The sequence below is a fragment of the Rhodococcus rhodochrous genome (assembly GCF_900187265.1).
GTDB classification, from domain to species: Bacteria; Actinomycetota; Actinomycetes; order Mycobacteriales; family Mycobacteriaceae; genus Rhodococcus; species Rhodococcus rhodochrous.
Genome location: NZ_LT906450.1, coordinates 4,494,741 through 4,519,550 on the forward strand (window position 1 = coordinate 4,494,741; position 24,810 = coordinate 4,519,550).

24 protein-coding genes and 1 tRNA gene are annotated in these 24,810 nt (G+C 67.4%); 11 read left to right on the plus strand and 14 right to left on the minus strand.

Annotation, left to right across the window (positions count from 1 at the left end; all coding sequences use genetic code 11):
* Positions 1 to 128: 128 nt before the first annotated feature.
* From CKW34_RS20495 to CKW34_RS20505, 4 genes are all read right to left on the minus strand, one after another.
* Positions 129 to 821, minus strand: a complete 693-nt coding sequence (locus tag CKW34_RS20495) for a hypothetical protein (RefSeq protein ID WP_059383823.1) — start codon at positions 819 to 821, stop codon at positions 129 to 131.
* A 107-nt stretch (positions 822 to 928) separates the two neighbouring features.
* Positions 929 to 1,255 carry an Rdx family protein gene (locus CKW34_RS20500; protein ID WP_059383822.1) on the minus strand — a complete coding sequence of 109 codons (327 nt, stop codon included), beginning with the start codon at positions 1,253 to 1,255 and terminating at the stop codon, positions 929 to 931.
* Positions 1,256 to 1,473: 218 nt separating this feature from the next.
* Positions 1,474 to 1,635: a hypothetical protein gene (locus tag CKW34_RS24505; protein WP_016696211.1), complete on the minus strand. Its 162-nt coding sequence runs from the start codon at positions 1,633 to 1,635 to the stop codon at positions 1,474 to 1,476.
* 83 nt (positions 1,636 to 1,718) lie between these two features.
* Positions 1,719 to 2,846, minus strand: a complete 1,128-nt coding sequence (locus tag CKW34_RS20505) for a glycosyltransferase family 4 protein (RefSeq protein ID WP_059383870.1) — start codon at positions 2,844 to 2,846, stop codon at positions 1,719 to 1,721.
* A 192-nt stretch (positions 2,847 to 3,038) separates the two neighbouring features.
* On the opposite strand from CKW34_RS20505, the gene CKW34_RS20510 reads away from it, so the two are divergent.
* The 4 genes from CKW34_RS20510 to CKW34_RS20525 are packed head-to-tail and all read left to right on the plus strand — an operon-like array spanning position 3,039 to position 9,578.
* Positions 3,039 to 4,985, plus strand: coding sequence for a hypothetical protein (locus CKW34_RS20510; protein WP_174479665.1), 1,947 nt, complete (start codon positions 3,039 to 3,041; stop codon positions 4,983 to 4,985).
* A 5-nt stretch (positions 4,986 to 4,990) separates the two neighbouring features.
* The gene (locus CKW34_RS20515; protein WP_231921762.1) at positions 4,991 to 6,475 is read left to right on the plus strand and encodes an archaeosortase/exosortase family protein; all 1,485 of its coding nucleotides are present in this window, start codon (positions 4,991 to 4,993) and stop codon (positions 6,473 to 6,475) included.
* Complete coding sequence (locus CKW34_RS20520; RefSeq protein WP_059383819.1) at positions 6,460 to 7,935, plus strand: glycosyltransferase; 1,476 nt, start codon at positions 6,460 to 6,462, stop codon at positions 7,933 to 7,935. The genes CKW34_RS20515 and CKW34_RS20520 overlap by 16 nt, the downstream gene beginning before the upstream one ends.
* Positions 7,932 to 9,578, plus strand: a complete 1,647-nt coding sequence (locus CKW34_RS20525) for a glycosyltransferase family 39 protein (protein WP_174479664.1) — start codon at positions 7,932 to 7,934, stop codon at positions 9,576 to 9,578. The genes CKW34_RS20520 and CKW34_RS20525 overlap by 4 nt, the downstream gene beginning before the upstream one ends.
* On the opposite strand, the gene CKW34_RS20530 is transcribed toward CKW34_RS20525, so the two are convergent.
* From CKW34_RS20530 to CKW34_RS20540, 3 genes are all read right to left on the minus strand, one after another.
* On the minus strand, positions 9,570 to 10,634 hold the full coding sequence (locus CKW34_RS20530; protein WP_059383817.1) for a beta-mannosidase: 1,065 nt from the start codon (positions 10,632 to 10,634) through the stop codon (positions 9,570 to 9,572). The genes CKW34_RS20525 and CKW34_RS20530 overlap by 9 nt on opposite strands.
* Before the next feature lie 88 nt (positions 10,635 to 10,722).
* Positions 10,723 to 11,313, minus strand: a complete 591-nt coding sequence (dcd, locus tag CKW34_RS20535; RefSeq protein ID WP_059383816.1) for a dCTP deaminase — start codon at positions 11,311 to 11,313, stop codon at positions 10,723 to 10,725.
* Between the two features lie 34 nt (positions 11,314 to 11,347).
* Positions 11,348 to 11,983, minus strand: a complete 636-nt coding sequence (locus tag CKW34_RS20540) for a TetR/AcrR family transcriptional regulator (RefSeq protein WP_059383815.1) — start codon at positions 11,981 to 11,983, stop codon at positions 11,348 to 11,350.
* A gap of 109 nt (positions 11,984 to 12,092) precedes the next feature.
* Between CKW34_RS20540 and CKW34_RS20545 the strand changes: the two genes are divergently transcribed.
* The 3 genes from CKW34_RS20545 (at position 12,093) to CKW34_RS24825 (ending at position 13,383) form a co-directional block, all read left to right on the plus strand.
* Positions 12,093 to 12,917: an oxygenase MpaB family protein gene (locus tag CKW34_RS20545; protein ID WP_059383869.1), complete on the plus strand. Its 825-nt coding sequence runs from the start codon at positions 12,093 to 12,095 to the stop codon at positions 12,915 to 12,917.
* Between the two features lie 87 nt (positions 12,918 to 13,004).
* Positions 13,005 to 13,075 (plus strand) — tRNA-Gly (locus CKW34_RS20550).
* A 173-nt stretch (positions 13,076 to 13,248) separates the two neighbouring features.
* Positions 13,249 to 13,383: a hypothetical protein gene (locus tag CKW34_RS24825; RefSeq protein ID WP_016696222.1), complete on the plus strand. Its 135-nt coding sequence runs from the start codon at positions 13,249 to 13,251 to the stop codon at positions 13,381 to 13,383.
* Positions 13,384 to 13,492: 109 nt separating this feature from the next.
* Here CKW34_RS24825 and CKW34_RS20555 read toward each other — a convergent pair whose 3' ends face one another.
* From CKW34_RS20555 to ahpC, 4 genes are all read right to left on the minus strand, one after another.
* Positions 13,493 to 13,981: a gluconokinase gene (locus CKW34_RS20555; RefSeq protein WP_226950002.1), complete on the minus strand. Its 489-nt coding sequence runs from the start codon at positions 13,979 to 13,981 to the stop codon at positions 13,493 to 13,495.
* Between the two features lie 70 nt (positions 13,982 to 14,051).
* On the minus strand, positions 14,052 to 14,939 hold the full coding sequence (locus tag CKW34_RS20560; RefSeq protein WP_059383813.1) for a hypothetical protein: 888 nt from the start codon (positions 14,937 to 14,939) through the stop codon (positions 14,052 to 14,054).
* Positions 14,940 to 15,145: 206 nt separating this feature from the next.
* Positions 15,146 to 16,741 (minus strand): alkyl hydroperoxide reductase subunit F, encoded by a 1,596-nt coding sequence (ahpF, locus tag CKW34_RS20565; protein ID WP_059383812.1) that lies wholly within the window; start codon positions 16,739 to 16,741, stop codon positions 15,146 to 15,148.
* 146 nt (positions 16,742 to 16,887) lie between these two features.
* Complete coding sequence (ahpC, locus tag CKW34_RS20570; RefSeq protein ID WP_059383811.1) at positions 16,888 to 17,451, minus strand: alkyl hydroperoxide reductase subunit C; 564 nt, start codon at positions 17,449 to 17,451, stop codon at positions 16,888 to 16,890.
* A 214-nt stretch (positions 17,452 to 17,665) separates the two neighbouring features.
* Here ahpC and CKW34_RS20575 point away from each other — a divergent pair, with 214 nt between their 5' ends.
* Positions 17,666 to 18,466 (plus strand): alpha/beta fold hydrolase, encoded by an 801-nt coding sequence (locus CKW34_RS20575; RefSeq protein WP_226950003.1) that lies wholly within the window; start codon positions 17,666 to 17,668, stop codon positions 18,464 to 18,466.
* On the opposite strand, the gene CKW34_RS20580 is transcribed toward CKW34_RS20575, so the two are convergent.
* Positions 18,454 to 18,696, minus strand: coding sequence for a DUF2630 family protein (locus tag CKW34_RS20580; RefSeq protein ID WP_059383810.1), 243 nt, complete (start codon positions 18,694 to 18,696; stop codon positions 18,454 to 18,456). The genes CKW34_RS20575 and CKW34_RS20580 overlap by 13 nt on opposite strands.
* Positions 18,697 to 18,796: 100 nt before the next feature.
* Here CKW34_RS20580 and CKW34_RS20585 point away from each other — a divergent pair, with 100 nt between their 5' ends.
* A complete protein-coding gene (locus CKW34_RS20585) occupies positions 18,797 to 19,219 on the plus strand; it encodes a hypothetical protein (protein ID WP_059383809.1) in 423 nt (140 codons plus the stop codon).
* 92 nt (positions 19,220 to 19,311) lie between these two features.
* Here the strand turns inward: CKW34_RS20585 and CKW34_RS20590 are convergent, their stop codons facing one another.
* Positions 19,312 to 19,818, minus strand: coding sequence for a VOC family protein (locus CKW34_RS20590; RefSeq protein ID WP_059383808.1), 507 nt, complete (start codon positions 19,816 to 19,818; stop codon positions 19,312 to 19,314).
* Between the two features lie 240 nt (positions 19,819 to 20,058).
* Here CKW34_RS20590 and CKW34_RS20595 point away from each other — a divergent pair, with 240 nt between their 5' ends.
* Positions 20,059 to 20,490, plus strand: a complete 432-nt coding sequence (locus tag CKW34_RS20595) for a hypothetical protein (RefSeq protein ID WP_059383807.1) — start codon at positions 20,059 to 20,061, stop codon at positions 20,488 to 20,490.
* A gap of 3 nt (positions 20,491 to 20,493) precedes the next feature.
* On the opposite strand, the gene CKW34_RS20600 is transcribed toward CKW34_RS20595, so the two are convergent.
* Positions 20,494 to 21,330: a DUF1206 domain-containing protein gene (locus tag CKW34_RS20600; RefSeq protein ID WP_059383806.1), complete on the minus strand. Its 837-nt coding sequence runs from the start codon at positions 21,328 to 21,330 to the stop codon at positions 20,494 to 20,496.
* Positions 21,331 to 21,459: 129 nt separating this feature from the next.
* Between CKW34_RS20600 and CKW34_RS20605 the strand changes: the two genes are divergently transcribed.
* Positions 21,460 to 24,795, plus strand: a complete 3,336-nt coding sequence (locus CKW34_RS20605) for a bifunctional proline dehydrogenase/L-glutamate gamma-semialdehyde dehydrogenase (protein ID WP_059383805.1) — start codon at positions 21,460 to 21,462, stop codon at positions 24,793 to 24,795.
* Positions 24,796 to 24,810: the final 15 nt, after the last annotated feature.

The window sequence follows — 24,810 nt, forward strand, 5'->3', positions numbered from 1 at the left end:
TTCTCCTTCCACTGCCGCAGGAATTGTCCCCGGACCACATCTACAGGGCCGGCACGAAAACGGCATCGGCGGCACCCACTGGGGGTGCCGCCGATGTCGTCACGTGCGGATCGGAGTGTGGACTCCGATCAGAGGTAGGCGCCGATCAGGTCGCGCAGGAACTTGATCACGAACTGGAGCGGGTCGACCGGCTCCGGCTGCGACTGGGGGGCCGGCGGAACACTGTCGGCCTGGGGCGCGGCCTGACCCTGCGGTGCGGGCGCGGACTCGGCCTGCGGCGCGGACTGTGCCTGCGGAGCCGACTCGCCCTGCGGCGCGGACTGTGCCTGCGGAGCCGACTCGCCCTGCGGTGCGGACTCGCCGCCGCCGACCGTCACGGAGATGCCACCGGTGAAGGGGCGGCCGGACGCGTCGAAGATGTTCTCGTACTGCGTACCCGAGGCGTCCTGGCATCCCCAGAAGACGTTGTAGGTGCCGTCGGTGATCGCCTCCGGACCGGCCTGCGAGGGTGCGCCGTCCTTGATGTACAGCGCGCTCGAGGTGCTCGTGTTGGTCACCGAGAAGCTCGTGCCGGCGGGCTGCGCGTCGATGCGGCCCGACGGATCGGCCGTGTCGACGGTGCCCGGCTTCAGGACGTAGGTGACGCAGGTGACGCCGCGGTCGACGTCGGCGCGCGTCAGATCGAAGTCGACGACGATGGCGCCGTTCTCCGCCTGTGCCGAGACGCTCGGACCCGCAGCGGACGAGACGCCCGGAACGACCAGTGCCAGCAGTGCGGCACCGGAGGCCGCGACTGCAGCCTTCTTCGCAACAGAATTCATCGATTTTCCTCCCCGTATTCGATGTCGGCGACCACTTTCGCGAGCGGCACGCCGTCGACCGTGCCCGACGCGCGTAGAACGCGGGCACATATGCGAGAACGTTACCGCTATATGTCGTTGCTGTCGCGACGAGGTGGAGCGTCGGCCCGGGCGGTCCGATCCGCATGCCCGAGATCACGATCCGGCTCCACAAGATCACGCACTCGCTGCTTGAGCACGACGATCTCGGGAAAACCCTTGTCCTCCTTGCGGTCCCACACGACCGTGTCGTCGACGACGATGCGGAACACTCCACCCGTCCCGGGAACGAGCGCGACCTCGCCGAGGGTGGTACCGAAGGTGTTCAGCAGTTCCTGCGCCATCCATCCGGCGCGCAGCAGCCATTTGCACTGCGTGCAGTAGGTGATCGCGATGCGGGGAGCCTGCTCGGTCATGAGCGACAGGATATCTCCGCCGGAAACAGGCCCGGGAATAGGTGAAGCCCCGGCAATCGTGGTGGTGGATCGGCCGGGGCTTCTGCACGGACCGGTGATGGGGGGTAACCGACCCGTGCGGCCGTCCTCACATGGGGGGACAGGAGGACGACGCGGAACCGAGTCTAGACACGAGAAATTGTTACTCGCGAGTATCGCACAGGCGGACGTCCGGCGTGTCAGGAAGCGACGGGAGGATTCGCAGAATCGCGCTGCTCCCGCTGCATCTCGACGAGTTGTTCCTCCCTCTCGGAGACGAACAGGAACCGACCGACCGCGAGCGCGCCGAGAGCCGAGAGGCCCAGCCACGCCGCCAGCGCCGATGCGATCCACACCCACATGGCTCACAGTGTGCGCGAATCCGCCGAGAACACCAAACATCGGAGATCACAACATGGTTGCAAAAGCAATACTCGAGGACGCCTCACAATGTGACGCCCGTCGCCCACAAGGCGTTCACCATGGCCGGCAACGTGACTTCGATGTCGTGGCGCTCCTCCACCCGGCGACGCGCAGTGACGGCGAGGTCGTTCCGCAGGTCGGGATCGGACATCAGTCGCCGCAACGCCTCTGCCAGAGCCTTCGCATCGCCGGGTGGAACGAGCAGTCCCGCGCCGTCGGCCAGGTGCTCGGCGGCCCCTCCGTGATCGGTGCCGACGACGGGCACACCGTGCGCCATCGCCTCCAGTGCGACCAGCGGCCCCGCCTCCGGTGAGGTGCTCGCGGAGACCATCACGTCCCACACCGCGAAGACCTCGGCGGGATCGACCCGGCCCAGGAACGACACCCGTCCGCGCAGGTCGGGGGCCTCTGCCCGACGCCGCAGTTCGTCGAGGAAGGCTTCGTCGCCGGGGAACGGCTCCCCCGCCACATCGAGACGGATCCCGGGCACCTCCGCCACCGCCTCGAGAAGGACGCGGTGTCCCTTCCATTCCGTCACCGACGCGAGGATGCCCACCCGCACGGTCGAGGCATCGGGAGTCGAGCCCTCGGGAGATGTCGACCGGGACGGAACAGGCGGGATCGGGACGCCGTGCGATGCGACGACCACCGGATATCCGCATTCACGGACCGGCACGGCCGAGGCCCGCGAGACGGCGACCGCTCCACCCACGGCGGCTCTGCCCATCCGGGCGACGATGCGCTGCTTACGGGAGGACAGAGTGTCGTGCACCAGCCACCCGGCACGTTCACGGTGGGACGTGCCGAGCACGGCGAGCCGCAGGGACGGCAGTGCGAACAACGAGTTGCACACGACCCGCGGCCGCTCCGCGGCGAGCACGCGACGGAGCCTGCGCGCTCCCACCAGCCACCGCACCGGAAGACCCGCCAGGCCCGCGATCCGCCCGACTCCCCTCTGCCCCCACATGCCCAGCCGGGGCAACCGGACACGGACGCATCCGGCCGGGAGGGCTTCGGCGAGCGGCCCGTCGGGGCACGCCACCACGACCCGACGCCCCTGCGCGAGGGCGACGTCGACGAGCATCAGCATGACCTTCTCGGCACCCGACCGCTCTCCGGTGTGCGCGACGAACAACAGCGGATCGCTCACGGCTTCCGCCACGGGGCCTCCTGATTCGTCCGTTTCGGGGTCGTCGGCTGAAATCGGGCCCGGTCGTCGTTCCGTTACACCAGCGCAACATCACACCGAATTATCGTCGCATCTGCAATATTCGCGTGACCGGACGCAATACGCTGTTCGAGTGACATCCCCCGAACCGGTCGCCGGTCCCGTCGTGCCCTCATGTTGGCCCTCGCTACCTCGATGACGTTGTGCGCGAACCCGATTACCGCCGCAGCGCAGGATCTCGAGGCGACGGAACCGACACCTCCGGGCGAGGTCGCATTCCCGACCCGCAATCTCGGGCTCGGGCCGAACATCGAATTCCGCGGCAGTTCCGATGTCGTCACGCTCACATTTCCGGTCCCCGCCGGAAATTCTCCCGCTTTCCTCGACACCACCGCAGAACTGCCCACGAACGTCGCGCGCGGATGGATCGACGTCGTCTCCGACGGGCGCCTGCTCACCCGCCTGGAACTGCCGGCCGGTGGGGACATCGTGCCGCTGTCGATCCCGCTCACCGGAGCGAAGGTGGAGAACGACGCCGCGGTGATCTCGCTCGATCTGCATCTGGTCGCCGTCGACAACATCTGCCCCGAGGACTGGACACTGGGTTCGGTACGTCTGCGCGACGGTGTGGTCCGGTACGCCGGCACACCCGCGGCGCCGCAGACCGTCGCCGACTACCTCCCGCCGATCCTCGATCGCCTCGAGTTGTATCTGGCCGAAGACCCCACGGACGCCGAAGCGAGCGTCACCCTCGACCTCGCGGCAACCGTGAGCGCCCGGTACTCCGGACGGCAGGTGCCCGTGGATGTCCGTGAGCTCCCGGCGAACGGCGTTCCCCCCGCCGCCGACACCCCGTTCGTCCGGCAGATCGTCGTCAGCGAGGCCGATGTGACGGGCGCGGAGGTCGTGCCGGTGCCCGATGGGCCGCCCGCCCTGTACGTCCGCGGCGACGCGGAGACCCTGCTCGACCAGGGGCGCCTGATCACCAGCGCCCTGTCCGGCTTCGCCATCGGTTCCGACGTCGCCGTCGGCGCGTTCGAGACCCGGCCGATCCTTCCGTCCGACTCGGCCACCCTGTACGACCTGCGGGTGTCCGACCTCGAGACGAGCGGCCTCGGCATCGCCGACGTGCACCTCTTCCTCGACCAGACCGAATTCGGGCGGCCGGTGCGCGACGTGAGCATCGACCTGCAGGGCTCCTACACCCCGCTCCCCGCCACCCAGGGCGGGTCGATCACCGTCTCCGCCGGCGACGTCATGCTCGATTCGTGGGCGGCCGACGCGAGCGGCGTCATCGACCGTGTCGTCACGGTTCCGAACTCGGCCCTCGGGCGGCTCACCGACGTCACCGTCGAACTCCGTACCACCGGCGCCCAGGAACAGTGCGGTCTCCAGCAACCGGTCACCCTGCGCATCGACGGTGACAGCCGTGTCTTCAGCACGCTCGCGGATCCGCCGCTCCCCGTCGGCTTCCCGTCGCTGCCCCAGACGCTGATGCCGAAGGTCGACGTCGCGACCTCCGATCGCAGCCTCGTCGACGTCTCCCGTGCCGTCGAACTCATTGCCGGACTCCAATCGCTCACCAGCCGTCCGCTCGACCCCGAATGGGTGACGATCGACGAAGCGCTTGCCTCGTCGGGACCGGCAGTGATCGTGGACGCGAACGGACTCCTCCCCGAAGCTCTGCAGTCGCAGCTGCCGCTCGTCCGCACCGAGGACCGCCGGTTCGAGGTCCGCAACGCCGACGGCGAGAGCACCAGCCTCACCTTCGGTACAGAGGTGGACTTCGCCTCGCTGCAGGTCGTGCGGGACGACGGACGCACCGTGCTGGTCGCCACGTCGACCGGCACTCCGGAGGAACTCGATCGGACGCTCGACTGGCTCTCCGCCGAGCCCGGTCGCTGGTTCGAACTCGAAGGCAGCGTGCTGTTCACGGCACCCGACCGCGAACCGATCTCCCTCATCGATCCCCGGAGCCAGGACGACGACCTCGACGCGCCGTCGTCGGGATCGGACAGCACGGTGACCGCGGTGGTCGTTGCGGGTGTCGTCCTGCTCGTCGTCGGCGCGGCCGGCGCGGTGGTGTGGTCGCGCACCCGGCGCCGCCCGCAGTCACGGTGAACACCATGACTGCGACAGTGGAGCAACCGTCGTTCACCGAACGGTTCTTCACGCGCGCGTTGCGGCACACCACCCGCCGGTGGATCGTGATCGTCGCCGCGACCGTGATCGCCTTCCACTCCACCTGGTTGCAGCTGATCGACGAGATCCGCGCGGGCACCACCGGCGGCTACGTCCTCATCGTGCCGCCGCTCGTCGCGATCGTCGCGATCGGCATCACGCGGCAACGCAGGAACGAGTTGCCGATCCACGACCGGCAGCCCGACATCATCACGGCGGTGCTCCTGCTGCTGATCGCGCTCGCGATCAAGGGGCTGCTGATGCCGCGCTACGCGACGAACTATCAGGTGATGCACCTCGACGTGCTCGCCGCGTGGGTGTTCGTGTGCGGGGCGTGCGTCGCGATGTTCGGCCTGCGCGTGACCGCGGCGTACTGGCAGGCGTGGGCGATGCTCTTCCTGAGCTCGCCCGTGCTCTATCGGATCGTGCTCGTCGAGTCCGGGGGCACGAAGCTCGCCGCGGGACAGGTCACGCTCGTGCTCGCCGCCACGGCCATCGGACTCGCGACGCGGCGCACCCGTGCCCGCGGATTCTTCTACGGCTCCGCGACATTCGTGACCGGACTTTTCGTGCTCATCCTGATCGATCAGCGGTGGCCGGACGCGTCCATCGCCGTGTCCCAGTACGTGCCGGCGGTGATCGCGACGCTGGTCGTCGGTGCCGGCGCCTATCTGTGGACCTACCGCGGGCTCGCCCCGCGCACGCTGCCGCCGAATCCGGTGTCGATTCCCCAGGCTGTGCGGGGAGCCCTGTGCATCGTGGTGGCCGCACTGCTCGCGGCGCTCGTGCCGCTGCCCGACCAGCGACTGACCCCCGTGTCGGAGGGACCGCCCTATTCGGGCACCGCCACACAGATCGTCCCACCCGGATGGGTGCAGTTGTCGTCCGTCGACTACGACTGGCCCCGTGCCTATTTCCGCCAGGGATCGGTCCTGCGCCGGCAGATGATCCGTGCGGAGGAACCGAATCCCGACTGGGACCGTCTGCTGCGCCCGCGCACCGTCGCCGTACAGACCCTGCAGGTCCGCAGCCCGAACGCATTCGCGGTCTACCCCACCGAGTCGATGTACGAACTCGGCATGTCGCGCGTGAGCCCCAAGGAGTACGTCGAGCTGGGGCACGGGGTGACCGCCGAATACTTCACCGTCGTCGACGACAACCTGCTCCTGACGTGGAGCCTGCTCAGCTTCGTGTGGGTCCGCAGCGACACCGTCGCCCAGCGGGTGAGCCTGTTGACGGTGGACAACCACGAACTCGACGCGCCGTTCCCGCAGCCCGAACCGAACACCGTCACCAATGCGCGCACGCTGCTGCGGGTGCTGTTGCGCGGCAACGGCACCGTCGAGGACACCGAACCCGAGTACAAGGACCGTTCCATGCTGATCGAAGTGGGTCGCGAACTCGTGGAGGCACAATGGCAGGGCGAGTGAACGTCGGCTCCGGGCACGATGTTCCACCCGAGGGCACCGCGGAGTTCGACGCCTACCGGACCGCGGCCCTGCACGAGGCGGTGCACGGACTCCGCGAACGGAGCCCCGTCTCGTCGGCGTCGGTCGCGTTCGTCCCGTGGCAGAAGTATCTCGGATTCGCGCTCGCCGCAGCCTTCGTGCTCTCGCTCGTCGTGGCGACGAAACCGACCCTGATCGTCTTCACCGTGTTGTGCACCTTCGGGTACATCGCGACCCTCGCCGACCGGCTGCTGCTGTTCACCCGCGGCATGGCGCGCGACGCGCAGTTCATCGTCGACGACGAGGAAGCCCTGGCCCTCACCGATGATCAACTGCCGCAGTACACGGTGCTCGTCCCCGCTTACAACGAACCCGAGGTGGTCGGCGACCTGCTCGCCGCGATGGCCGCACTTGACTATCCGGCCGACAAACTCCAGGTGCTGTTGCTGCTCGAGGAGGACGACACCGTCACGATCGAGGCCGCGGAGAAGGCCGGGCTCGGAGAGAGTGTCGAGATCCTGCTCGTCCCGGCCGCCGACCCGCGCACGAAACCGAAGGCGTGCAACTACGGCCTGCACTTCACGACCGGTGAGATCGTCACGATTTTCGACGCCGAGGATCTGCCCGAGCCTCTGCAGTTGCGCCGGGTGGTCGTCGTCTTCGACCGTCTCGGCGACGACGTGGCATGTGTGCAGGCGAAACTGGCCTTCCACAACGGAACCCAGAATCTGCTGACCGGCTGGTTCACCGCCGACTATGCACTGTGGTTCAACTTCATCCTGCCCGGACTGATGAAGTCGCACTCGCCGATCCCGTTGGGCGGCACGTCGAACCACATCCGCCGGTCGGTCTTCGACGACATCGGCGCGTGGGATCCGTACAACGTCACCGAGGACGCCGATCTCGGCGTGCGGATCGCCGAATCCGGCTACTCCACCGCGGTTCTCGACTCGACCACGCTCGAAGAGGCGAACAGCGATCCGATCAACTGGGTGCGGCAGCGATCCCGTTGGTACAAGGGCTATCTGCAGACCTGGCTGGTCCACATGCGCCGGCCCGTCCGGTTGTGGCGGGTGATCGGCACCGCGGGGATGCTGCGTTTCACGACCCTGCTCGCGGGCACGCCGATCATCGCGTGCCTGAACATGGTGTTCTGGATGACGACGCTGGCGTGGCTGCTCGGGCAGGCGGAGCTGATCGAGGAGATCTTCCCCTGGTACGCCTATTTCCCCGCGCTGATCTCGCTCGTGTTCGGCAACGTCGCCGTGATGTACATGAACTTCGTGGCGTGCCGCGAGACGGGCCACTCGAACCTGTGGTGGCCGTGCCTGACCGTGCCGTTCTACTGGGTTCTCATGTCGATCGCGGCGATCAAGGGCACCTATCAGCTCATCCGTAATCCTTCCTACTGGGAGAAGACCTTCCACGGGTTGTCGTCGTGAGGGCCCGCAGCACGTGGGTGTTCTGGACCGCCTGCCTGGTCTATCTGGTGGTGGGACTGTGGCTCGCGCTGGACGTGCAGTACTACCAGGGTGATTCGCTCAGCCGTGTCAGCGCTGCGCGGTCGGTGCTGCTCAGCCGCGACCCGCACCTCGCCGCCATCGGTTTCGTGTTCACACCCCTCACCGCGCTCGTCCAGGTGCCCCTCACGGGATTGTCGGCGTGGTTCCCGGGACTGTCGGCCTATGCGGTGACGGCCGTGCTCATGTCGGCGCCGTTCATGGCCGGCGCGGCGGTGCAGATCCACCGCATCGCGTGCGATCGCGGTTGCGCGCCGTGGTTCGTGTGGACGGTGACGGCGGTGTTCGCCCTGAACCCGATGATCGTCTACTACGGTGCGAACGGGATGAGCGAGGCGCCGTTCCTGTTCGCCTTGTGCTGGGCCGCGCGTCGTCTGATCCGCTGGTGCAGCACCGACGACATCCACGACCTGGCGCTGGCCGGAATCGCCCTGGCACTGGCGTATCTCGCGCGGTACGACGCACTGGCCGTCGGCGGGGCGGTGACGGTCTTCGTCGCACTGCTCGTCCGGTACCGGTCGCGCCGATACGCTCCCGGCTCGGGATGGCAGCCGGCGATCATGGACGCGATCCTCGTCGCCGCTCCCCTCGCCCTGGCCTTCGTCGCGTTCGTCGTGACGAGCTGGCTCGTCACCGGTGAATGGCTCGCGCAGTTCACCTCGGCCTACGGCAACGCCGCCATCCTCGAGCAGAGCGGTGGCGGGTCGTCGGGTGGGCTCGGTGCGATCGCCTTCTCGCTCGCCGAGACCGTCGTGCTCGGACCGGCGCTTCCGTTGCTGATCCCGGTCGTGGCGGTGCTCGCATGGCGACGACGCGATCTCGAACCGCTCGTACCGTTCGTCGTCTTCGGCGCGGTCCTGGGCTTCGCGGCCCTGTCCTATGCGCGCGGAATGACCTTCCCGTTCCTGCGCTTCTACATCTGCGCGATCCCGTTGCTCGCGGTGTGGGTCGTGCAACTGGCTCCGCGACGTGGACTGCTCACGGCGCGACGCCCCGGGCCGCATGCCGTTCCGAGGACGGAGGACCCCAGCGGCGCAGCACCGCTGGGTGCGGTGCTCCTGGTGTGCAGCCTGCCCGTCACGTTCGTCGCGATGGGTTCGCCCACCCTGTCGCAGGAACAGCACGCGCTGCGCACGGTCCTGTTCCCGGACAACGACGATCCGTCCGAGGTGCGTGAGCAGCAGCGACGGGTGATCGCGGCGTTCTCCACGGAACGACGCATCGCCGAATACCTCGACGCGATGGACCTGCCGCCGGGCTCGGTGCTGATGGACACGGTCTACGGGTTCGCGATCTTCTCGGCCACCGAACGCCCCGAGACGTTCGTCATCCCTTCGGACTCCGACTTCACCGCCGTGCTCAACCGCCCCTCCGCCTCCGGGATCGAGTACATCCTGACCGTCCCCAACGAGGGCCGCGGAACGTCGGACGCCGTCAACCGCCGTTACCCCACCATCTACGAGACCGGCAGCGACATCGCGGTACTCGAACTCGAGATCCCCAACGACGGTGCCGACCAACCCGATTGGCGACTCTTCCGGGTACTCGACCGGACGTCACCCTGAGCGGTGGTGGCGCCGTAGGACGTAGTGGACCGGGTCGTCCGGACCGATGTCGTAGGTGCACTCGTCCGGTCGCGGGTCGGGGACGAACGACCACATCAGTGCGCCGTCGGCCCCGAGATCGCGGTACTGCGTGAGCGTGCGGTCGACGATGTCGGCACGCTCGCTCACCGCGCGGCACGAACCGGCCCGGACACCGAGTTCGGCGACGAGCATCGGCTTCGACAATCCGTCGAGTCGCCGTTCGAGGAACTGCGCGTCGTCGTAGTCGTGGTACTGCACCACGTCGAGCTGCTCGGCGTCGGTGACGGTCGCGAAATCGTCGCCGGCGGAACCGCACTGGTCGCCTCCGATGGTGCCGACGGTGACGAGCCGGTCCGGGTCGTGCTCGTGGACTATGCCGGCTGCTTCGTCGATCCAGCTGCGGAGCAGCCGAGCACCGCCGGGCAGGCACTCGCGTCGTTCGAGGGTGCACTCGTCGTCGGTGCAGGTCGCGGTCTCGGGTTCGCCGATCAGCTCCCACATCGCGACCGCCGGCGACGAACCCCACCGTTCGACGGCGGTCGCGACCCAGTCGTCGTAGGCGAGCACATGACCCGGCAGCGGGTCGTGCCAACCTGCGTCGTACCAGTCCGCCTGCTTGTATCCACCCGCGTCGCAATCACTGTCCTGCGGGGCGAGCACCGGGATCAGGTACACCCTGTGCCGCTCGGCGGCATCGAAGACGGCATCGAGCGCCGTGAAGTCGAGCGTGCCGCCGATCCGGTGCACGGCGTGGGACTGGAATGCGTCGAAACGCACGATCGAACGCGGCGCCCGCGTGCCGAAGAAGGCGTCGAGGTCCACCTCGGCACCGCATCCGTGGTTGACCTCCCAGCGGGTACCGAGCTGGTATGCGTTGAGTCCGGCGGGCCACCACGTCCGGCCGTCGAGGACGAGCCGGTCACCGTCGGCACGCACTACCGGGAGATCCTCGGGAGGCGAGGGGCGCGACGAGGTGTCCTGCGCGCAGGCCGCGAGCAGGAGCAGCAGTGTGGTGGCGACCGCAGCGACGCGCACGTGCAGAGATTAACCCGGACGAGAGGGTGCCCGACCCGCACGGACGAGATTCACCCCCGGAGTTCGTCTGCGACGTGCGCAGGACCAACTAGCTGGGGCGCGCGTCGGGATGCTTGTGCACGAAGTTCAGGTACGCCTTCGACGGGGTGGGCCCGCGCTGGCCCTGGTACTTCGACCCGACCTTCGCGCTGCCGTAGGGGTGCTCGGCGGGGCTCGTCAGCCGGAACAGGCACAGCTGACCGATCTTCATTCCCGGCCACAGCGTGATCGGCAGGTTCGCGACGTTGGACAGCTCGAGGGTGATGTGCCCGTCGAAGCCCGGGTCGATGAACCCGGCCGTCGAGTGCGTGAGCAGACCGAGCCGGCCCAGCGACGACTTGCCTTCGAGGCGGCCGGCGAGGTCGGCCGGCAGGGTGCACCGCTCCATCGTCGACCCGAGCACGAACTCGCCGGGGTGCAGCACGAACGACTCACCCTCGGGCACCTGCACCAGCGACGTCAGTTCGTCCTGCTGCTTCGCCGGGTCGATGTGCGTGTAGCGCGTGTTGTTGAAGACGCGGAACAGGCTGTCGAGTTTGACGTCGACACTCGAGGGCTGCACGAGCTCCGGATCGAACGGGTCGATGCCCAGATGCCCGGAGGCGATCTGGGCGCGGATGTCGCGATCGGAGAGCAGCACGAGTAGAGGTTAACAATCGCCCGGCCGCGGGGTTCTACGTGGCCGAGTCGCGTCGCAATTGGGCCGACATCGTGACCAGCAGTTCGGTGCACTCCTCGACGACGTCGTCGTGGCTCAGCGGCACGGTGCCGTCGAGCCAGGCCGTCAGCGCCTGGGCGAGTCCGCCGACGACGTAGTGCGCCGCCAGGTCGAGCCGGGGGCTCGGGGTGATGGCGTAGATGTTCTCGGCCTGGGCGGTGACCAGCCCGGCGAACATGCGGGTCGAGTCGAGGCGCCGCTTCGCGAGCTGCGTGTTGGCCTGGCTGACGGAGAACAGCATGCGGCCGAGCCGCGGGTCCTCGTCGATCTCGCGGACGATGTTCTCGACGCAGGCCCGCACGATCGCGCGGTCGTCGTCGGCGGGTGCCGAGGCCACGGCGGCGAGCGTGCTCTCGGCGATGCGCTGGACGACGTGGTCGTAGACGGCACCGGTGAGCTCGTCGCGGTCGGCGAAGCTCTCATAGAAGTAACGCGAGGCCAGACCTGCGCGCTTGCAGACACCGCGCACCGACAGGGTGGCTTCGCCGTCGGCAGCTCCGAGGAGATCGAGACCGGCCTCGATCAGCTGCGCTCGCCGATCGGCCTGTCGTTCCTCGCCTGCGCGTCCACCGTAGAGCCGTCCAGTTGCCATACCTCTATCTTCGCAGCGTCCGCTTTCCGTGCCGCGCAACCTCCGGTCTTTACCGTCGGCGCGCATCTGAGTACAGTCGTGGTCACTTCGAACGATGGAGGGACATTCGATGACGACGACCGTCGACAAGCCCGTCGGACTGGACGACACGATGGACGGGCTCGGCCTGGCCGCCGGAGCAGCGAACATCATCATGCAGCTGTCGTGGCCCGGCGTCGGCTACGGCGTCTACGAATCCCGCGTGGAGTCGGGTCGGCTGTTCGACCACCCGATCAAGCGCACCCGCACCACCCTCACCTACCTCGCCGTCGCCATGCGCGGCACCGACGACGAGAAGCGCCTCTTCCGTCGCGGCGTCAGCAAGGCACACGCGCAGGTGCGCTCCACCGAGTCGAGCCCGGTCGAATACAACGCGATGGACCCGGAACTGCAGTTGTGGGTGGCGGCGTGTATCTACCGCGGATTCGAGGACGTGCACCGCGCGCTGTACGGGCCGATCCCCGACGACGCGATCGAGTACTTCTATCGGAACGGCGCGACTTTCGGCACGACACTGCAGGTGCCGCAGCACATGTGGCCGGAGAACCGCGCGGCGTTCGAGCAGTACTGGGAGGACAATCTCCACAAGGTGAAGATCGACGACACGATCCGCGAGCATCTGCTGTCGATCGCCCGGATCGAGTTCCTGCCCCAGCCCGTCCCTGCCCTGGCCGGCAAGCTCAATCTCTTCTTCACGGCCGGCTTCCTGCCGCAGCTGTTCCGCGAGCAGATGCTGCTGCCGTGGACACCGCGCGACCAGCGACGCTTCGACCGCGTCATGCGAGCTCTCGGTGCAGTGAACAAGAGGCTGCCGGTCGCGGTGCGGGAGCTGCCCTACCGCGTGCTGCTGGCCGACATGCGGTGGCGGATCCGGACGGGCCGGTCCCTGGTCTAGGGGTCCCGCGATCGACCCGCAGAGTCTGCTACAGTTTGCTCCGAAAGCTCGGGCCGGAGTCGGTGAGAATCGGCAAAAGCCCAGCGTGCCGATGTAGTTCAATGGTAGAACATCAGCTTCCCAAGCTGAATACGCGGGTTCGATTCCCGTCATCGGCTCTCACACGAAGGCCCCGACCACACGGTCGGGGCCTTCGCCGTTGTGGGGTGGTCCGGACCCGCCGTTCCTGCCGCAGGACTCTCCCGGGACCGGCTCATGCGCGGATCACGGCCGACTCTCCCGTACTGTGGGGACATCGGGACCGTTCAGGTCTCCTATTGAGGGTGGCAGCATGGCCGACAAATCGCCTCGCAGTTCGATGTCCAAGAAGTCCGGCAAGTCGCTGAAGGAAAAGCGCGCCGAGAAGAAGACCCGGACCAACATCAAGGCCGACGCCGAGATCGTCGCGAACGTCAGGAAGCGCTGACGCGGTCACTGAACTTTCTGCACACGAAGGCCCCGACCACAGGTCGGGGCCTTCGTCGTATCGAGTCCGTCGTTGTTATCGATTTTCTCGCGTTCTTCGACAACAACACCTACCTCGACGGGCCTTCGAGGTACGCGCGGGCCGTGTCGAGGAGTTCGGGAAGTGAGCGGGTCGCGTCCAGGGTGACGCCGTGCTCGTCGGGTTCCAGGGGCTCGAGCGTCTCGAACTGAGAGGCCACCAGCGTCTCGGAGAAGAAGTGGCCGCCGCGTCCGCGAACCCTGGACCGCACGACGTCGACGGGTACATCCAGATGCAGGAAGACGGTCGGGGTGTCGGCACGCAGGATGTCACGGTACGACCTCTTCAGCGCCGAACACGCGACCACCGGGGTCTCGACGCTTTCGGCAGCGGCTGCGACGGCACGCAACCACGGTTCACGATCGTCGTCGTCGAGCGCGCGCCCCGAGCGCATCTTCTCGATCGACGCGTCGCTGTGATAGTCGTCCGCCTCGATGAAGGCCCCGCCGATCGCGTCCGCGAGCTGCTTCGCGAAAGTCGTTTTGCCACATCCGCTGACGCCCATCACCACAACAGCCATGTCACATCGTAACGACGGGGAGGTTGTGGTCGCTTCCGGCAAGATTCTCGACCACAACCTCCCCGAAGTTTCACTCGAGGTACGACGCGTAGTCGGCGTAGGGCACCTGGCCCGTGGGGCTCGCCTTGATCGCCTCGGCCACTTCCGGCGGGATGGGCGCCCAGTAGGCCGGCATCGCGGCCGCGAGGGAAGGGCTCACGGCGTAGATGAGAGCGAAGTTCACGATCCACAGCGGCGGCGCCATCGACATGCCGACGGTCGAGACGACGTCGCCCTTCGTGTTGGTGACCAACTGGGCGGCGCCGGATATCTGTTGCGCCGCAAAACCGAAGGTCGCTTCGATCGGGTACGCCGACCGGTACAGCGCCACCAGCGTGTCCGTCGCGTCGTTGTTCCGCAGCCAGGTGTCGACGTACCCGCCGGGCGCGATGAGCGTGTTCACCTGCCTCGTCGGCGCCGACGCGTTGGCCGGGCTCTGCAGCATCCCGTCGGGCGTCACGTAGAGGCCGTAACTGCCCAGCACCGTCGGGGTGGAGACACCGTTCACGTCGGAGTACATGGGGTGACCGGTCGTATTGATGAGGATGTCGATGGAACCCTGGATGATCTCGGCCGCTTCCTTGCTGCCGCCCACTCCCCCACCGGTGGTGAAATCACGGGCCTGCTGCTCGGACAACGCATCCTCCGGCCTCAACCCGATCTGCCGGGCGATGTCCTCGGCCCACTCCCGACCGAGCGGGGCGTGCAACTGGGACGGGTCGGTGACCTGCGTCGGCGCCAGATGCTCGTAGGCCGGTGCGCCGGAGAAGGGAAGCGAGAATCCCGTGGACTCGTCCGCCGACGCCGCGGGATTCACCCACAGGGCGACCAGCCCCATGAGCGCCACCACCGAGGCGGCTCTGCGATACAGGCGTCCTTCGCGTCTGTGCCACCGTTCGGACTTCCGTGTGCTGCGCATAGGTCGACCTCCTGGGACACCGTCGCGATGGGGACACACGTGCGCATTTCAGTGAAGCGCCGGGGTAAAGAGCGCATCAATGCCTGTGCGGGGTGAATTGGGGGAGGATATGGGCGATTTCCGCAGGATTTTCGACAACAACCTCCCCGAGAAAGCAACGTGGCCGCCACCCGGAAGGGGTGACGGCCACGGGGCTGCAGTGACGCCTAGACGGTCGCGGCGACCGCTTCCTCGGCCTGGGCCGGGGCGCTCGTGCGGATGAGGTGGTCGAACGCGCCGAGCGCGGCCGTCGCACCCGCACCTGCGGAGACGATGATCTGCTTGTACGGGACGGTCGTGCAGTCGCCGGCAGCGAACACGCCGGGCACCGAGGTGCGGCCGTGGTCGTCGACGACGATCTCGCCGCGCGGGCTGAGTTCGACCGTGCCGGAGAGCCACTCGGTGTTCGGCAGCAGACCGATCTGGACGAACACGCCGTCCAGCTCGAGGGTGCGCGACTCGTCGGTGGTGCGGTCGGTGTAGGTCAGGCCGGTGACCTTCGAACCGTCGCCGAGGACCTCGGTGGTCAGGGCGCTGACGACGATGTCGACGTTGGGCAGGCTGCGGAGCTTGCGCTGCAGCACCTCGTCGGCGCGCAGGACCGAGTCGAACTCGATGAGGGTCACATGGGCGACGACACCGGCGAGGTCGATCGCGGCCTCGACACCGGAGTTGCCGCCACCGATGACGGCGACGCGCTTGCCCTTGAACAGCGGGCCGTCGCAGTGCGGGCAGTAGGTGACACCCTTGTTGCGGTACTCCTGCTCGCCCGGCACGTTCATCGCGCGCCAGCGGGCACCGGTCGCGAGAACGACGCTGCGCGAGAGCAACCGGGCACCGTTCTCGAGCTCGACCTCGACGAGGCCACCCTCGGTGGGGGCCGGGGTGAGCTTCGAGGCCTTCTGGACGTTCATGATGTCGACGTCGTACTGGCGCACGTGGTTCTCGAGCTCGGCGGCGAACTTCGGGCCCTCCGTGTAGGGGACGGAGGAGAAGTTCTCGATGGCCATGGTGTCGAGCACCTGGCCACCGAAGCGCTCGGCGAGAACGCCGGTGCGGATTCCCTTGCGGGAGGCGTAGATCGCAGCGGTCGCGCCGGCAGGGCCACCACCGACGACGAGGACGTCGAAGGGGTCCTTCTCGCTGATCGCGGCGGCGGTGCGCTCGGCGGAGCCGCTGTCGAGCTTGCCGACGATCTGCTCGAGGTTCATGCGTCCGGAGCCGAACAGCTCACCGTTGAGGAAGACGGTCGGCACGGCCATGACCTGGCGTGCGTCGACCTCGTCCTGGAAGAGCGAGCCTTCGATCGCGGTGTGCTTAATGCGCGAGTTGGTCACGCACATCACGTTCAGGGCCTGCACCACGTCGGGGCAGTTCTGGCACGACAGCGAGAAGTAGGTCTCGAAGTGGAAGTCGCCCTCGAGGTCGCGCACCTGCTCGAGCAGTTCCACGGCCTCCTTCGAGGGGTGGCCGCCGACCTGCAGCAGGGCGAGCACGAGGGAGGTGAACTCGTGGCCGAGCGGGATACCCGCGAACTCGACCTCGACGTCGGTGCCGACCCGGCGGATCAGGAAGGAGGGGCGACGGGTGGCTTCACCGTCGCGCACATGAGTGACCAGATCGGACATGCCGGCGATCTGATCGAGGAGGTCGGCGAGTTCCTTCGACTTCGGCCGGTCGTCGAGGGACGACACGAGCTCGATCGGCTGGGTGACCTTTTCGAGAAGGGACTTCAACTGGGCAGCAAGGGAGGCATCGAGCATGAGGATTCACTCCAGAGGTGGAAGAACTGTGACCGGAAGAGATGGGAGTCGGCGAACTTCTCAGCTCGAGCCGAGCGGACCCGGACGGTGCCCGGTGGCACGGGACTTTCGATCCCGTGCCACCGGAACGAATTTCCGTCGACGAATCAGATCTTGCCGACGAGCTCCAGCGACGGAGCGAGGGTCTCGTCGCCCTCTTCCCACTTGGCCGGGCAGACCTCGCCCGGGTGGTTGCGGACGTACTGAGCGGCCTTGACCTTGCGGACGAGCTCGGCGGCGTTGCGGCCGATGCCCTCAGCGGTGACCTCGGTGAACTGGACGACGCCGTCCGGGTCGACCAGGAAGGTGCCGCGGTCGGCGAGACCCTGGTCCTCACGGAGGACCTCGAAGTCGGTGCTGATCTGCAGGGTCGGGTCACCGATCATGGCGTACTTGATCTTGCCGATGGTCTCCGACGATCCGTGCCACGCCTTGTGCGTGAAGTGCGTGTCGGTCGAGACGGAGAAGACCTCGACGCCGAGCTTCTGCAGCTCCTCGTAGTGGTCCGCGAGGTCGCCGAGCTCCGTCGGGCAGACGAACGTGAAGTCTGCGGGGTAGAAGAAGAAGATCGCCCACTTGCCCTTGATGTCCTCGTCGGACACGGTCACGAAGGCGCCGTCCTTGAAAGCCTCGGCCTTGAAGGGCTTGATCTTCTTGTTGATCAGCGACATGTAGAAACCTCACTCGTCTCGATGGGGTTGACGGCTTCGACGTTATCCGCGAACTATTAATTGTGCCAATCGATAGTTTCTAGAAATTCGATAAGCAAGGGCTATAACACGGCATTCGACCAGGTCGTTGCTTTTCCTTCCTCACGAATGTGACAGAACACACAACCTTTGCGACAGAGCACTCCGGCCCGTCCGGAAGGGGAGAATGGAACCGATGCACTCACGACTGAGCTACCGCCGCACCGGATCCGGTGAACCCCTACTCCTCCTGCACGGCATCGGCGCCACGATGGACGACTTCTCCACCCTCGTCCCGCGTCTCGCCGAGCACTTCGACGTACTGAACGTGGACCTACCCGGCCACGGTTCGTCGCCGAAGCAGAGCGGCCGACCCACCGTCGGCGCCCTCACCGACACCCTCGAGGCGGAACTCGACGCCCACGGACTCGACCGGGTGCACGTTCTGGGCAACTCGCTGGGTGGGCGACTCGCGATCGAACTCGCCGTGCGCGGGCGCGCCCTCTCGGTGGTGGCCCTGTCACCCTCGGGACTCGGGTTGCCCCCGGAGCGGATCTTCCAGGGTGCGCTCATGACGACCGCGCGCCTGCTCAACAAGACCCGCAGCCCGTTCATCGAACCGATGTCACGCAGCGTCCTCGGTCGCACCGCGCTCACCGCGGGGCTACGCGCGATGCCGTGGAAGACGACCCGCGCCGAAGCACTGTCGGTGAAAGGTGGATTCGCGGAGTCGGACGGTTTCTGGTCGATGCTGTGGGACGCGATCCTGATCGATGTGCCGACGGGACTCGACCGGATCGACTGTCCCGTCACGCTGGGACAGGGCGTCCTCGATACGGTCGCGTCGGCGCAGACCGTGCGGTACGTCCCGCTGATCCCCGGGGCACGGTTCGTGCCACTCCCCTGGGCCGGCCACGCGCCGCAGTCCGACTGCCCCGAGGCCATCGTCGACCTCGTGCGCCGGACCGCCGCGCGGGCGACCGTCTACTGCCGGTAGGACTCGACCTCGTCGACCGGCCGCGCCTGGGCGGCGTCCGGGTCGTCACCGAACTCGGCCTTCGCGCGGCGCTGTCGTAGCAGGTCCCAGCACTGGTCGAGTCTCTTCTCGACCGCGCGCAGGCGCTGCAGATCCTCGTCGCTCAGGCCGTCCGCGCCCGTCCGCGAGCGCAGCGTCTTCTCCTCGTCCACCAGCTTCTCGATGTGCTGGAAGAGATCGTTCTCGTCCATGTGTGGCTCCCTCGATGTGGTGTTCCGACGGCATAGCCTGATCGACCGGGAGTGAAACCGCCGACGGTTTCGCACCGGGCCGGCCGGGTATCTCCTCGACATGAGCATCGAAGACGGTCCCGGCGACACCCTCAGCCCCAGCGAAGGCCTCGACGCCGACGAGGTGCGGAACGACGACGGCGACGAGGTCGTCGACCCGCCCGAGGACTGGAGTGCAGCCGACAAGTTCGGAACGACCCAGCGTGAAGAGCAGGAAGGCGAGTCGCTGGACGAGCGTCTCGCCGAGGAGGAACCCGACGTCGAACCCGCCGAGCCGCTGGACAAGCCTGTCGCGGCGACGCCGGAGGACGAACTGACCGAAGACGTGGACGAGGTGGTCGACGACGCCACCACCGGCTCACCGGAGGATCCGAAACTCGCGGACGTCGTCGACGGGACGATCGTGCAGGATTCGCGCGTCGACCGCGGTCAGGTCGACGGCGCTCCCGAGGACGGGGAATCGATCTTCCCGATCGTGGAGTAGGAGTTCGACGAATAGACGAAGGGGAGGTTGTGTGCGTGTCCGGTGAACGGACACGCACACAACCTCCCCTTACTTCGTGCTGGAGCTACGCGCTAGAGCACCTTCGAGCCGTACATCTCACCGAGCGGGTCGGCGATGAGTTCGAGGCGGGCTCCGTCGGGGTCGCGGAAGTACAACGAGACGTCGCTGTGTTCGACGAGCTCGACGCCCGCGGCGATGAGCTTGTCGCGCAGGCGCTCCCAGGTGGACAGGGCGACGCTGATCGCGATGTGGTGCAGACCGCCGAAGACCTCCTGATAGGGGCCGATGTCGAGACCGGGGAAGTCGAAGAAGGCCAGCAGGTTGCCGTTGCCGATGTCGAAGAAGAAGTGCGACGACCCGGGGTAGTCGCGGTTCTCGATCAGCTCCGTCAGCGGGAACTCGAGGAGATCCTGGTAGAAGCGCACGGTCCGTTCGACGTCGCTGCTGATCAGCGCGGTGTGGTGCAGTCCCCGCGCCGAGGATTGCGGGCGCGCGTCGGCAGGCTTCAGGTGCGCGTCGCGGATGAGTGCACGCCGACGCTCGAATTCCTCGGAGCGCTGCTGCTCGTCGGCGATCATCGATCCACCTTCTTCCCGGTGTAGTTGCGTTCTCAACCACCAGAATGATCCCTACTAGTTGCGTTGTCAACTAGTTTGGCCGAGGTGGTAGCGCTTCGTGACCCGGGGAGTCACGGACCGGGTAAGACGATCTCGTCGCCGTCACGTCTTCTTCACGAACATCCGATTCGCCCGTTCCCCCGGATATCGAGTGCGGACGATGAATACGTCGGGGACTCACCGCGGTTCCGAGGAGATCCCATGAACCATCGCAGGACCCTGCGTGCGACGGTCTCGTTGCTCGCACCGCTCGCACTGCTCGCCGGTTTCGCACCCGCCGCGAGCGCAGCGGCGGATACGGACACCCGAGGATTATGGACGGTCAGTACCCGCGGAGACACCGTGCTGGTGAAGCTGATGTACACGTCCCCACCGGACGAGGACTACCCCTTCATCTGCGTCGCAGCGCTCGGCACCGGCGAGTCCGGAATCGCGGAGATCTTCGGAGCGAACTACCAGACCCTCGAGTTCACCGGGATCGCCGCAGGACTCAACATCGCGACCGCCAGTTGCGAGGACAACGACGGGGAGTTGCGGCCGGTGGGCGCGATCGAGTTCGAGCTGCCCGGCCCACCGACCCTCCACTACGTCGCGACCGAGTCGTTCTGGTTCGACGACGCGGACGACGACTGAGCGTCACATCTTCGCGTCGCGCGCCATGACGAAGCTGTAGAGACCGTAGATCGCGATACCGAGACCCATGAGGACGAGCAGCACCGTACCGAAAGGCTGCGAGCCCAACGTCTTCAGAGCTCCGTCGAGCCCCGCTGCCTTCTGCGGATCGGCCTGGAGAACCGCGACGATCACCAGCACGCCGACGAGACAGAGCGCGAGACCCTTCGCCACGTACCCGACGAGGCCGAGTCGTTTCACGAACGTGCTCGGGTGGTTCTTCAGGTCGTCGACGAAGTTCTTCGACGCACCCTTGTAGACGTGGTAGGCGCCGACACCGAGGATGACGAGCCCCGCAACGACGAGGACGAACTTGCCGACGCCGGACTCCAGCAGCTTCGCCGTCAGTCCCGCGTTCTGTTCACCGCTCGACTTGCCGCTGCCGCGGGCGAACCCGAACGCGGTGTACGCGAAGCCGAGGTAGACGACACCGACGCAGGCGGCCTTGAACCGGTCGAACGCCTTGTCCTTCATGTCGGCGTCGGGCTGCTCCGGCTCGGATGCCTTGCCGAAGGTGGCCTCGGCGAACCGCCACAGGCCCATCATCACGAAGACGACGACGGCGATCCACAACGCGATCTTCCCGCCGGGCTGTTCGCCCAGCTCCGCCATCGCACCGGACTGCGAGGCCTCCTGCTCGCTGCGACCGAACGCGACCCTGATCGCGAGGTAGCCGATGAGCAGGTGCACGATGCCACTGCCGACGTAGCCGGCACGTGCGAACTTCTCGAACACACCGTTCTGCGCCACGCGCTCGGCGGATGACGCCGCGCCACGTGACGCGGGGGCCTGACGGTTCACTCTCGTCTCCTCATCGGTCGGGACTGTCCCCTTCGCGCTGTATTCCCGACACCGCGGACCGCAAACGCGAACCGGCTCCGGTGGGTAGATTGGCGTCAGGTTCGAAACGCCGTCGATCGGAGGCGCATCGTGCGGATCGTCGAGGATGCTGTCGCCCTGGCCCGCCGGTGGGTGAACGAATCGTCGGAGGTCGCACCCGACCGTGCGGCCCGCCACCTCGCCGACGTCCTGAAGGATCCCCACGGACTCGAGTTCACCGTGCGCTTCGTCGACGAGGTCATCCGCCCCGAGGATCCGGCGACCGCAGCGCATGCCCTTGCCGAATTGTCCCGGAACATACCGGATTTCCTTCCCGTCCACCTCCGCGCGGCCGTGCGGGCGGGCGGTGCGATCGGTCCCCGCTTCCCGCACCTCGTCGTCCCCGCCGCGCGCCGCGCGCTCCGGGCGATGGTCGGACACCTCGTCGTCGACACCGACGATGCCGCGCTGGGCCGGGCCATCGCACGACTGCAACGACCCGGCATCCGCCTCAACCTCAACCTGCTGGGCGAGGCCGTCCTCGGCGATGACGAGGCCCGCCGCCGTTTCGAGGGCACCCTCGCGCTGCTGGCCCGCGACGACGTCGACTACGTCTCGCTCAAGGTCTCGGCAGCCGTCGCGCCGCACTCGCCGTGGGCCTTCGACGAGACCGTCGAGGACATCGTCGAGCGACTCACCCCGCTGTACCGCCTCGCCGCGACCTCGCCGACGCCGAAGTTCGTCAACCTCGACATGGAGGAGTACCACGACCTGGACGTGACGGTCGCGGCGTTCACGACGCTGCTCGACCGTCCCGAGTTCCTCCGTCTCGAAGCCGGGATCGTGCTGCAGGCGTATCTGCCCGACGCCCTGACCACGATGATCGAACTGCAGCGGTGGGCGGCGGCGCGACGCGCTCGTGGCGGCGCCGCGATCAAGATCCGGGTGGTCAAGGGTGCCAACCTGCCGATGGAGCGGGTCGACGCGTCGTTGCACGGATGGCCGCTCGCGACGTGGAGCACCAAGCAGGAGACCGACACGAACTACAAGCGGCTGCTGCACTACGCGCTCACCCCCGAGCGGATCGAGAACGTACGGGTCGGGGTGGCCGGGCACAACCTCTTCGACATCGCGTACGCGTGGGAGCTCGCCGGTCGCCGGCAGGTGCGCAACGGGATCGACTTCGAGATGCTCCTCGGCATGGCGCAGAGCCAGGCCGAGGTGATCCGTCGACACGTCGGCAGCCTGTTGCTCTACACGCCCGTCGTCCGCCCCGACGAGTTCGACGTCGCGATCTCGTATCTGGTGCGTCGGCTCGACGAGGGTTCGGGGCAGGAGAATTTCATGTCGGCGGTGTTCGATCTCGCCGACGACCCCGCCCTGTTCGAACGCGAGGAGCAGCGGTTCCGCGCGTCGGTGGCGGCGCTCGACGACAGCGTCCCCTCCCCCAACCGCACGCAGAACCGGCAGGGGCCGCCGCCGGCGGTGCCGGCATCGACAACACCGCCCGGACCCCCGGTGTTCACGAACACGCCGGACACCGATCCGTCCCTGCCGCAGAACCGGGAGTGGGGTCGCCGCATCCTCGAGCGGGTGCCGTCGTCGAAACTCGGTATCGACACCGTGCGCGCCCACACCCTCTCCTCCGAGGACGACCTCGAGCGCGTGCTGGTCGACGCGACCGCGGCCGGTCGTGCCTGGGGTGCCCGCAGCGGTGCCGAGCGCGCACGGATCCTCGAACAGGTGGCCGACGTGCTCGAGGCGCGACGCGCCGATCTGCTCGAGGTGATGGCGGCCGAGGGCGGTAAGACGCTCGACCAGTCCGATCCGGAGGTCTCCGAAGCGATCGACTTCGCGCGGTACTACGCCGAGCGGGCCCGCGCGCTCGACGAGATCGACGGTGCGCGGTTCGTGCCGTCGACCCTCACCGTCGTGACGCCGCCGTGGAACTTCCCCGTCGCGATCCCGGCGGGGTCGACGCTCGGAGCGTTGGCGTCCGGTTCGGCGGTGGTCCTCAAGCCCGCGACACTCACGGCTCGGTGCGGGTCGGTGCTCGCCGAGGCGATGTGGGATGCCGGTGTTCCCCGCGACGTCCTGCACCTCGTCCACGCCGACGAACGGTCACTGGGCACGAAGCTCGTCTCCGATCCCCGCGTCGACCGGGTGGTGCTCACCGGCGCCTACGAGACCGCCGAACTGTTCCGCTCGCTGCGCCCCGGGATGCGGCTGCTGGCGGAGACGAGCGGCAAGAACGCGATCGTCGTGACGCCGAGCGCCGATCCGGATCTGGCGGTGCGCGACGTCGTGCAGTCGGCGTTCGGGCATGCCGGGCAGAAGTGCTCGGCGGCGTCGCTCGTAATCCTCGTCGGCTCCGTGGCGAGCTCCCGCCGGTTCCGCGACCAGCTCGTCGACGCGGTGCGGTCGTTGCCGGTCGGTGCCGCACACGATCCGCGAACACGTATGGGGCCGTTGATCGAACCGGCGCAGGGCAAACTGCTCACCGCGCTCACCGAACTCGACGACGGCGAGTCGTGGCTCGTCGAACCGCGCCGGCTCGACGAGGAGGGCCGGCTGTGGACGCCCGGTGTGCGCACCGGGGTGCGACGCGGGTCGCGCACGCATCTCGTCGAGTTCTTCGGTCCGGTGCTGGGGGTGATGACCGCGGCCGACCTGGACGAGGCGATCGCGATCCAGAACGAGGTGGACTACGGGCTCACGGCGGGTCTGCATTCGCTGGACTCCGACGAGATCGCCCGCTGGCTCGATCGCGTGGAGGCCGGGAATGTGTACGTGAATCGCGGTATCACCGGTGCCATCGTGCGACGGCAGCCCTTCGGTGGTTGGAAGAAGTCGTCGGTGGGAGCGGGCTTCAAGTCGGGTGGGCCGAACTATCTCTTCGGCTTCGGATCCTGGGAACCGTACACCTGGGACGAGGACGCGCTGCGCCGGGCATTCGAGGACGACGAGCAAGCCTGGGCGTCGGAATTCTCTGTGGCGCAAGACGTCACGGGATTGACGGCGGAGCGGAACCTGTTCCGGTACCGGCCCGTTCGCACACACGTACGCCTCGGCGAGGCGGGTCGGCCCGACGAACTCGTGCGCGTGCTCGGTGTCGCGGCCCGGGCGGGCGCGCCGGTGGAAATCTCTTCGGCTTTCGCCGTCGATCTCGTAAGATGCTCGAATACAGCACGTTTCGACGGTCGCGTGCGCGTGGAGAGTGATGCGGAATGGGAGGAACGGATCGTCGACACGGCCCCGGCGCGTGTCCGCCTGATCGGCGCAGCGCCACCCGCCGAATGGGGCACCCGATGCGACATCGCGGTGTTCGACCATCCGGTGACCGGATCCGGACGAATCGAAATGTTGCCGTTCCTGGCCGAACAGTCCGTCACGATCACCGCTCATCGATTCGGCACACCGAACCGGCTCACCGACGAGATCATCTGAAAACAAACCCCGAAG